Source organism: Phyllobacterium sp. P5_D12, assembly GCF_054049495.1.
Window position 1 is genome coordinate 1 of record NZ_JBFUMG010000656.1, and the last position, 2,269, is coordinate 2,269.

A 2,269-nucleotide genomic window follows, 5' to 3' on the forward strand; every position below is an offset into this window, starting at 1 on the left:
GACAGCTGCAGACCCGCAAGGATCAAAAGCGCCATGAACGGCGTGGTTTTCCACACGTCGACGATCAGCACAGCGATCATCGCAGTATCGGAACTTGCGGTCCAGGCAATCGGATGGTCGATCAGGCCAACGCGCATGAACAGATCGTTGAGGATGCCGAACTGATCATTCATCATCCATCCCCACATGCGGGCCGATACGATGGTCGGGATCGCCCAAGGGATAAGGATAGCCGCTCGAACGATGCCCCTGCCCTTGAATTCGGCATTGAGGACGAGAGCTATGATCATTCCAAAAACGGCTTCCAGCGCCACCGAGATAACGCTGAAGCGAACCGTGTTCCAGACAGCATTCCACCATGCCGGATCGACCAGCAGACCGGAATAAATCGTCCGCCCGCTTTTGAGCTGTATCCACGACAGATAATTCTTGAAGCCTACCCACTTGGCCGCATCGATGTTGGTCAGCGAGGCATCAGTGAAGGAAAAATAGATCGTACGGAGCAGCGGCCAGCCCGCAACAACCGCCAAAGCCAAAATCATGGGAAGAAGAAACAATCGCGCGGAGCGCGAGCGCTGACGCAAAAGTTCCGAACGTACAGTGGGAGAGGCTGTCATCAAATTCCCGCCCGCGAAGGTTACATTCAGGTTTGATCAGGCAATCGGTGCGAACGGTTTAAGATAGGTCCAATCGCACCATGCCGTCGACTGGCAGAGGTTACCAGCTACCCCCCTGAAGTTCCGTCAGCTTGGCTTCCAGAAGCTCAAGATTATCTGCAGCAGTTCCGTTGCCGGACAACGTGTCGTGGACCGCGCTCCAGAACATCGACGACACTTCGTTGTATTTAACCTTCGTGGGTGCGGATGGACGAGGCACGGCCGTCTCGAATACCGGCTTCCAGTTCGTGATTACCGGTTGAGCCGCGGTAATATCCTTATCGTCGTAGAGAGCCTTCAGCGTAGGCAAATTGGCGATTTCGATCGCCCGTTCCTTCTGTTGTTCAGGCGCGGCCAGGAATTTGACCAATTTGATCGCTTCCTCCGGTGATTTTGTATATTTTGAGATGGCGAGATTCCAGCCGCCCAACGTCGCTGCAGAACTCTGCCCCTCTTTCGAGCTCGGCAGGGTCGTCACGTCGAACTTGCCCTTGATCGCGCTGTCCGGGCCATTGCCCAGCGCATAGGCATAAGGCCAGTTGCGCATGAAGACGGCGTTCCCCGTCTGCCAGACACCGCGGCTCTCCTCTTCCGTATAGGCAAGAACGCCCTTCGGTGTAATCGTATCGATCCAGCCCTTTGCCCGGTCGACTGCGGCGACTGCTTCCGGATTGTTGATGGAGATTGTCCCGTCAGGCTCGATAATCTGGCCGCCGCCAGAAGACTTGATCCATTCAAGTGCGTTGCAAGTCAGGCCCTCATAAGCGTTACCTTGGAAAACAAAGCCATACATCGCCTTGTTACCAGCGTTGCGTTCGCCCTCCTGGATTTCCTTGGCGGTCGCAGCCATCTCGTCCCAGGTTTTGGGAACCGGCTTCTTGTATTTCTCCAGAAGATCCTTGCGGTAGTAGAAGGCCGGCGCATCAGTATACATCGGCATGGCAACGAGTTTGCCATCAACCGTCTGGCTTTGGATCATCGATGGAAAGTGTTGATCGACGACATCCTTCATGGCCTCTGTCAGATCAAGAAACTGGTCGGCCAATTGAGGCGCCCAGATCACATCCGTACGGTAAACATCGATGTCCGTATTTCCCGCGGCAAGCCAAAGCCGGTACTGTCCAAACTGGTCGGAGCTGTTTGCAGGCATGGCGACAATTTTGACCTTGTTGCCCGTTTCCTTTTCGAAACGATCGAGCTGCTTGCGCAGGAACTCGCGCCCGTTACCCGTATCACCGGAGACGATTGAAAGGTCGGCGGCGAACGCGCCCGAACAGATCAGCGTTGTAGCCAAAAGGCCCGCAAGGATTGATTTCGCTCTCATGATTTCCTCCCGTAAATCCAAGATGGAACAACGCGCGCTAGCGGTGCGCTGTTCCAATTATGAAAACTCCTCCTCAAACACTGTGGACCATTGGTGCAAAATACCCACCCAAAGCGCTTTGGGCAAAAGGTGACAAAGGCAAGTCTTGCTGTCAAGTTCGAATATCCGATGTCTGTTAAAATCCAGCGGATAACGGCGGTCTGATTTCCACCCGCTTCCATCTTGAGTTGAAATTACTTCCAAAGCGCTTCGAAATTGCGCTATAGTTGAGCTCTAAACGTCGTCTGAT

2 protein-coding genes are annotated in these 2,269 nt (G+C 54.1%); both read right to left on the reverse strand.

The window, feature by feature from the left end; genetic code table 11:
* Nucleotides 1-617: carbohydrate ABC transporter permease (locus ACXJ5O_RS24845; RefSeq protein ID WP_457302235.1), on the reverse strand; the 617-nt coding region annotated here is incomplete at its 3' end.
* A gap of 100 nt (nucleotides 618-717) precedes the next feature.
* Complete coding sequence (locus ACXJ5O_RS24850; protein ID WP_457302236.1) at nucleotides 718-1,980, reverse strand: ABC transporter substrate-binding protein; 1,263 nt, start codon at nucleotides 1,978-1,980, stop codon at nucleotides 718-720.
* Nucleotides 1,981-2,269 lie beyond the last annotated feature (289 nt).